This window comes from Bartonella tribocorum, assembly GCF_002778015.1.
GTDB lineage: Bacteria > Pseudomonadota > Alphaproteobacteria > Rhizobiales > Rhizobiaceae > Bartonella > Bartonella tribocorum_B.
Map to the genome: position 1 here is coordinate 24764 of NZ_NJPP01000019.1, position 6847 is coordinate 31610.

14 protein-coding genes and 1 pseudogene are annotated in these 6847 nt (G+C 43.2%); all 15 read right to left on the minus strand.

The features are described 5' to 3' along the window. Positions 1-8: 8 nt before the first annotated feature. Complete coding sequence (gene rplE / locus CEV08_RS06020; protein ID WP_100130787.1) at positions 9-566, minus strand: 50S ribosomal protein L5; 558 nt, start codon at positions 564-566, stop codon at positions 9-11. Beyond that, positions 559-873: a 50S ribosomal protein L24 gene (rplX, locus tag CEV08_RS06025; RefSeq protein WP_100130788.1), complete on the minus strand. Its 315-nt coding sequence runs from the start codon at positions 871-873 to the stop codon at positions 559-561. Before rplX ends, rplE begins: the two co-directional genes overlap by 8 nt. Before the next feature lie 12 nt (positions 874-885). Continuing rightward, on the minus strand, positions 886-1254 hold the full coding sequence (gene rplN / locus CEV08_RS06030; RefSeq protein WP_100130789.1) for a 50S ribosomal protein L14: 369 nt from the start codon (positions 1252-1254) through the stop codon (positions 886-888). 143 nt (positions 1255-1397) lie between these two features. Beyond that, a complete protein-coding gene (gene rpsQ, locus CEV08_RS06035; protein WP_100130790.1) occupies positions 1398-1637 on the minus strand; it encodes a 30S ribosomal protein S17 in 240 nt (79 codons plus the stop codon). Positions 1638-1648: 11 nt separating this feature from the next. Beyond that, positions 1649-1849: a 50S ribosomal protein L29 gene (gene rpmC, locus CEV08_RS06040; protein ID WP_100130791.1), complete on the minus strand. Its 201-nt coding sequence runs from the start codon at positions 1847-1849 to the stop codon at positions 1649-1651. 12 nt (positions 1850-1861) lie between these two features. Next, positions 1862-2275 (minus strand): 50S ribosomal protein L16, encoded by a 414-nt coding sequence (rplP, locus tag CEV08_RS06045; RefSeq protein ID WP_039758101.1) that lies wholly within the window; start codon positions 2273-2275, stop codon positions 1862-1864. 36 nt (positions 2276-2311) lie between these two features. Further along, positions 2312-3022 (minus strand): 30S ribosomal protein S3, encoded by a 711-nt coding sequence (rpsC, locus tag CEV08_RS06050; RefSeq protein WP_100130792.1) that lies wholly within the window; start codon positions 3020-3022, stop codon positions 2312-2314. Next, the gene (gene rplV, locus CEV08_RS06055; RefSeq protein ID WP_100130793.1) at positions 3022-3411 is read right to left on the minus strand and encodes a 50S ribosomal protein L22; all 390 of its coding nucleotides are present in this window, start codon (positions 3409-3411) and stop codon (positions 3022-3024) included. Before rplV ends, rpsC begins: the two co-directional genes overlap by 1 nt. A gap of 2 nt (positions 3412-3413) precedes the next feature. Beyond that, the gene (gene rpsS, locus CEV08_RS06060; protein ID WP_100130794.1) at positions 3414-3692 is read right to left on the minus strand and encodes a 30S ribosomal protein S19; all 279 of its coding nucleotides are present in this window, start codon (positions 3690-3692) and stop codon (positions 3414-3416) included. Between the two features lie 15 nt (positions 3693-3707). After that, entirely contained in the window at positions 3708-4541 is an 834-nt protein-coding gene (rplB, locus tag CEV08_RS06065) for a 50S ribosomal protein L2 (protein ID WP_100130795.1), read from the minus strand. Positions 4542-4562: 21 nt separating this feature from the next. Further along, positions 4563-4856, minus strand: coding sequence for a 50S ribosomal protein L23 (locus CEV08_RS06070; protein WP_100130796.1), 294 nt, complete (start codon positions 4854-4856; stop codon positions 4563-4565). After that, the gene (rplD, locus tag CEV08_RS06075; RefSeq protein WP_100130797.1) at positions 4853-5473 is read right to left on the minus strand and encodes a 50S ribosomal protein L4; all 621 of its coding nucleotides are present in this window, start codon (positions 5471-5473) and stop codon (positions 4853-4855) included. The genes CEV08_RS06070 and rplD overlap by 4 nt, the downstream gene beginning before the upstream one ends. A gap of 2 nt (positions 5474-5475) precedes the next feature. Then, positions 5476-6213, minus strand: a complete 738-nt coding sequence (gene rplC / locus CEV08_RS06080) for a 50S ribosomal protein L3 (RefSeq protein ID WP_100130798.1) — start codon at positions 6211-6213, stop codon at positions 5476-5478. A gap of 27 nt (positions 6214-6240) precedes the next feature. After that, positions 6241-6549, minus strand: coding sequence for a 30S ribosomal protein S10 (rpsJ, locus tag CEV08_RS06085; protein ID WP_100130799.1), 309 nt, complete (start codon positions 6547-6549; stop codon positions 6241-6243). Positions 6550-6610: 61 nt separating this feature from the next. Further along, positions 6611-6847, minus strand: a pseudogene (gene tuf / locus CEV08_RS06090) (elongation factor Tu); the annotation flags it as partial.

The window sequence follows — 6847 nt, forward strand, 5'->3', positions numbered from 1 at the left end:
ATTTGCCGTTACGAACGAAAAGGAAAATTAAAAGCACGCAACAACTCACGCGCTTCATCATCCGTTTTTGCTGTCGTACAAACGATAATATCCATGCCCCAAATTTGATCAACTTTATCATAGTTGATTTCTGGAAACACAATGTGTTCTTTAATACCCATAGCAAAATTGCCACGACCATCAAAACTCTTTGGATTTAAACCACGAAAGTCACGAACTCGCGGAAGCGCAATCGTAACAAGACGATCTAAAAATTCGAACATCCGATCCTTACGCAATGTCACCTTAGCGCCAAGCGGCATCCCTTCACGAACCTTAAAGGTCGCAATAGAATTACGTGCACGGGTAATAACAGCCTTCTGTCCTGTTATGAGCCCTAAATCCTCAGCGGCAAGGGAAGGCTTCTTCGAATCAGCAGTCGCTTCACCTATCCCCATATTAATTACAATTTTATCAATCCGCGGAATTTGCATCGCATTTTTGTAATTAAACTTCTCCTGAAGCGCCTTACGAATCACTTCAAAATAATACGCTTTCATACGCGGTATTTGTCTTTCCTCAGCCATTAATCAACTCTCCTGAACGCTTGGCAAAACGTATCTTATTACCATCTGCATTCATACGAAAGCCTACACGTGTAGGCTTACCATCTTTAGGATCAGCAATCGCCAAATTAGACAGATGAATCGGAGCTTCTTTAGAAATAATTCCAGCTTCTTGCTTCTGCGTTTGACGTTGATGACGTTTAATCATATTAATCCCACGAACAAAAGCCTTATTCTCTTTTGGACTAACCTTAATTACTTCACCACTACATCCCTTATCCTTACCGGATAAAACGACGACTTTATCACCTTTTCGAATTTTTTGCATAACATTAACCCCTTACAGCACTTCAGGAGCAAGCGAGATGATCTTCATATGATTCTTTCCACGCAACTCACGAGGAACCGGTCCAAAGATACGCGTACCAATCGGTTCTTTTTTGTTATCCACTAAAACCGCAGCATTACTATCAAAACGAATGACACTACCATCTGCGCGACGAATATCCTTAGCAGTACGAACCACAACAGCTTTCATAACATCACCCTTTTTAACACGGCCACGAGGAATAGCATCCTTAACCGAAACAACAATAATGTCACCGACCGAAGCATATTTCCGCTTTGAACCGCCTAACACCTTGATGCACATGACACGACGAGCACCAGAATTATCAGCAACGTCGAGGTTTGTTTGCATCTGAATCATGACTGGCCACCTTCTCTTAACATATATATCCGCTTGTACCTTTTATATACTCGGATTTGCCTGCCAAATAACGATAAAGCTATCACCTTAAAATTTATCAATGAAGAACCATCGTTAAATTCCAAAAAAATAAACTTAATTTATTACGCTACATTGTCTTTTACAACAACCCAACATTTATCTTTCGAAATGGGTCTAGATTCTTGAATAGAAACTTGATCCCCAATCTTGAACTGGTTGTTTTCATCATGCGCTTTATAATTTTTAGACTGCCGAACAGTCTTCTTAAGAAGCGGATGAGAATAACGACGCTCAACTTTGACAACAACAGTCTTATCGCTTTTGTCGCTAATAACAACACCCTGCAAAACGCGTTTAGGCATCTCTTATTTCCTTAAACCTTACTTTCACTTAACTTTTGACGAAGAAAAGTCTTAATACGCGCAATATCACGACGAACCTGTCTAACACGTGCAGTCTTTTCTAATTGACCCGTTGCTTTTTGAAAGCGCAAATTAAATTGCTCTTTCTTTAATTTCGCCAATTCATCTCTCATTTGGTCGAGCGTTTGCGCCCGTAATTCTCTGGCTCTCATCGCTTAACCTCTTTATTCCGCAATACGCTGAATGAAACGTGTTTTTATAGGCAATTTTGCAGCGCCCAACCTTAGTGCTTCACGTGCTACATCTTCAGGAACCCCATCGAGCTCAAACATGACGCGCCCAGGAGCAACACGTGCAGCCCAATAATCAACACTTCCCTTACCTTTACCCATACGAACTTCAGTCGGCTTAGAAGTAACCGGAAGATCTGGAAAAATACGAATCCACACACGACCAGAACGTTTCATATAACGTGTAATTGCACGACGCGCCGCTTCAATTTGACGAGCAGTAACCCGCTCCGGCTCAACAGCCTTCAAACCGTAGGCACCGAAATTCAAACCCGTACCACCCTTCGCAACACCGTGAATACGGCCCTTGAACTGCTTACGGAACTTTGTGCGCTTTGGCTGCAACATTGTTCTCTACTCCAAATTTTAGTTTAATCTCAAAAACTAAGCATTTTCGCGGCGACGATTCGATGAAAAACCAGATTGATCAGCTTCCGTAGCACGACGTTCTGAAGCCATCGGATCATGTTCAAGAATCTCACCCTTAAAGACCCAAACTTTAATACCACAAATACCGTAAGCGGTCTTAGCTTCTGCTGTACCGTAATCCACATCAGAACGCAAGGTATGAAGTGGAACACGACCTTCACGATACCATTCCATACGAGCAATTTCAGCACCACCAAGACGACCAGAACAATTGATACGAATACCTTCCGCACCAAGACGCATCGCAGACTGAACAGCACGCTTCATTGCACGACGAAAAGCAACACGACGCTCTAACTGTTGAGCAATTGATTGCGCAATAATCGTAGCATCAATCTCTGGCTTACGAATCTCCACAATATTCAATGAAGTTTCAGCATTGGTCATTTCTGAAAGCTTACGACGAAGCTTCTCGATATCAGCACCCTTTTTACCGATAATCAAACCAGGACGTGCAGAATGAATCGTAACACGACATTTTTTATGAGGACGTTCAATAACAACCTTAGAAATAGCCGCCTGCTTAAGCTCTTCAAGCACATAAGAACGAATTTTCAAATCTTCATGAAGAAGACGTCCATACTCACCACTATCAGCATACCAACGAGAGTCCCAGGTCCGATTAACACCAAGACGAAGTCCTATTGGATTGATCTTCTGACCCATTACGCGGCCTCCACTTTTTCGCTAACTTCACGAACAATAACAGTAAGATGTGAAAATGGACGTTCAATTCGACTAGCACGCCCGCGACCACGAACATGAAAACGCTTCATCACTATCGACTTACCAACATAAGCCTCTGCGACAACGAGCGAATCAATGTCAAGATCATGGTTATTCTCTGCGTTTGCAATCGCCGATTCAAGCGTTTTTTTCACAGTAGCAGCAATACGTTTACGCGAAAACGCCAAATCAGCGAGAGCCACATTAACCCTTTTCCCACGAATCATTGCAGCAACTAAATTAAGCTTCTGCGGACTAACACGAATTGTTCGTGTGACAGCCTTTGCCTCATTATCTCTAAGCTGGCGCGGAACCTTAGCTTTTCCCATTCCTACTTCCTCTTCGCTTTTTTATCGGCACCATGACCATAATAAATCCGGGTAGGAGCGAACTCACCAAACTTATGTCCAACCATCTCTTCAGAAACAGAAACAGGAATATGCTTATTGCCGTTGTAAACACCAAAAGTCAAACCAACAAACTGCGGCAAAATAGTAGAGCGACGACTCCATATTTTTATAACTTCATTGCGCCCACTTGCACGTACCTTCTCTGCTTTACCAAGAAGATAGCCGTCAACAAACGGACCTTTCCAAACTGAACGAACCACTTCAGACTACCTTTCTTATTTCTTGCGCTGATGACGCGTACGCATAATAAATTTATCAGTGGCTTTATTGGAGCGCGTACGCTTACCTTTTGTAGGTTTACCCCAAGGAGACACCGGATGACGCCCCCCCGATGTACGACCTTCACCACCACCGTGCGGATGATCAACGGGGTTCATAGCAACACCCCGAACATGTGGACGCTTACCACGCCATCGTGACCGACCTGCCTTACCATCATTAATATTCCCATGATCAGGATTTGAAACAGCACCAACAGTTGCAAAACAGCTGCTAGAAACCAAACGCTGCTCACCAGAATTTAAACGAAGAATAGCCATACCATGATCTCGTCCAACCAACTGCGCATAAGCACCTGCTGAACGTGCAATCTGTCCCCCTTTTCCCGGCTTCATTTCAACATTATGAATAATCGTTCCTACTGGCATATTGCCAAGGGGCATGGCATTTCCTGGTTTAACATCAACATTCGAACCAGCGATAATAGAATCACCGACACCAAGACGCTGCGGTGCAAGAATATAACTTAATTGCCCATCTTCATAGCGAATTAAAGCGATAAAAGCAGTGCGATTAGGATCATACTCTAAACGCTCAACTTTCGCTGAAATATCACGCTTAAGACGCTTAAAGTCGACAAATCGATAACTACGCTTATGACCACCACCTTGGAAACGAGCAGTAACACGACCACGGTTATTCCGTCCACCTTTTGAAGACAAACCCTCAGTCAATATCTTTACGGGTTTTCCCTTATAAAGACCAGAACGTTCCACAATGACAAGCTGACGCTGCCCAGGTGTCGTTGGATTAAATTGCTTAAGTGCCATTATTCCTATCTCCGAGCCTCTTTAAAGACCTGTCGAAACGTCGATAGTCTGACCACTGGCCAGAGTTACGATCGCTTTTTTGACATCACTCTGCCGACCAACAATACCCTTAAAACGTTTCACTTTACCCTTACGGACTATCGTGTTAACTGCTTTAACTTTTACGCTAAAAAGCGCTTCAACAGCAGCTTTAATTTCAAGTTTTGTCGCTTTCGGCGCGACATTAAAAGCAACTTGATTATATTCAGAAATCATAGTCGACTTTTCAGTAATAACTGGACTAATAATTACATCATAATGGCGAAGATCTGTCATTTAAAACGCTCCTCAAGAGCCTCAACAGCTGCCTTTGATAAAACAAGTTTGCTGCGACGCAAAATATCATAAACATTAATTCCCTGAATGGGCAAAATATCAATATTAGGAATATTCGAAGCTGCACGAAAAAAGTTAATATCAATCTTTTTACCACCAATCAAGAGAGCATTATTAAACCCAAGCTTAGAAAAATGAGAAACAAGCTTTTTCGTTTTAGCATCCTTAATAGTTAACTCATCCACAACAATTAAATCTTTTGCTTTTAATTTTGCAGATAAAGCAAGGCGTAACCCAAGAGCACGAATCTTTTTAGGAAGATCGTGTGCATGGCTACGAGCCACCGGACCATGCGCCTTACCTCCACCTCGAAATTGTGGTGCACGTGCAGATGAATGCCGAGCACGCCCAGTCCCTTTTTGTTTAAACATCTTTGCTCCCGTCCGCGACACATCGGAACGGCCTTGAGACTGATGGGTCCCCTGCTGACGACGTGCAAGCTGCCAACGAACAACACGTTGTAAAATATCCTCACGCGGAACAAGATCAAAAATAGATTCAGAAACCTTTAATTTACCAGCTTCATTACCATCAAGAGTTTTAATTACAAGATCCATTATTAGGCTCCCTCAACTTCAGAGGTTTCCGTCACTGGAGTAACCATTTTCGTTTTCTCCTTTACAAGACGGCGAATACCAGCAGGCTTTGGAGCATTCTCAGGAAGAGGTTTCTTCACGGCATCTCTTACCAAAATCCAAGACCCCTTAGAACCAGAAACAGCACCACGCACTAAAATCAAACCACGCTCAATATCAGTGGAAACAACTTCAATATTTTGTGTTGTTACACGCACCTGCCCCATATGGCCAGCCATTTTTTTCCCTTTAAAAACTTTACCAGGATCTTGGCACTGTCCCGTAGAACCATGAGCACGATGTGTGATCGAATTACCATGGGAAGCACGATGACCACCAAAGTTATGCCGTTTCATAACACCGGCAAATCCCTTACCAATGCTGGTACCAGTCACATCAACGCGCTGCCCTGGAACAAAATGTTCTACTGTAATCTCAGTACCGATATCAAGGAGATTATCGGGGCTTACACGAAACTCTGCTATTTTGGCTTTAGGCTCAACAGAAGCCTTAGCAAAATGTCCACGAAGAGCTTGTGAAGTATTCTTAACCTTAGCAAAGCCTACACCTAATTGAACAGCAGTATAACCATTCTTTTCAACTGTACGCTGAGCAACGACTTGACAATTCTCCAAACGAAGTACTGTCACCGGCACATGCTCACCAGCATCATTATAAATACGGGTCATGCCCAGCTTCTGTGCTATTACACCTGAACGCATCGGGTCTGTTCCTTCTGTCCTCAAACCTCAGAGCTTAATTTCTACATCCACACCAGCAGAAAGATCGAGCTTCATAAGCGCATCCACTGTTTGCGGCGTTGGGTCAACAATATCAAGAAGACGCTTATGCGTACGCATTTCAAACTGCTCACGACTCTTCTTATCGATATGCGGTCCACGATTGACTGTAAATTTTTCAATCCGCGTCGGAAGCGGAATGGGACCACGGACACTCGCACCGGTCCGTTTAGCAGTCGATACAATTTCACGCGTTGACGTATCAAGAATTCTATGATCAAACGCTTTCAAGCGAATGCGAATATTTTGACTGTTCATGCTCTTTACTTTCCTGTCATATAAAGCGCCTTCAATAATCGAGGCGCTTAACAAGCATTATTTATTCAATAATCTTGGAGACGATACCGGCACCAACAGTACGACCACCTTCACGAATAGCAAAACGAAGCTTTTCTTCCATCGCTATCGGCACAATCAGAGACACATCCATCGCAACATTATCCCCTGGCATAACCATTTCTGTCCCTTCTGGAAGCGTAACAATACCCGTAACATCCGTCGTACGGAAATAAAACTGAGGACGATAATTCGTGAAAAACGGCGTATGACGTCCGCC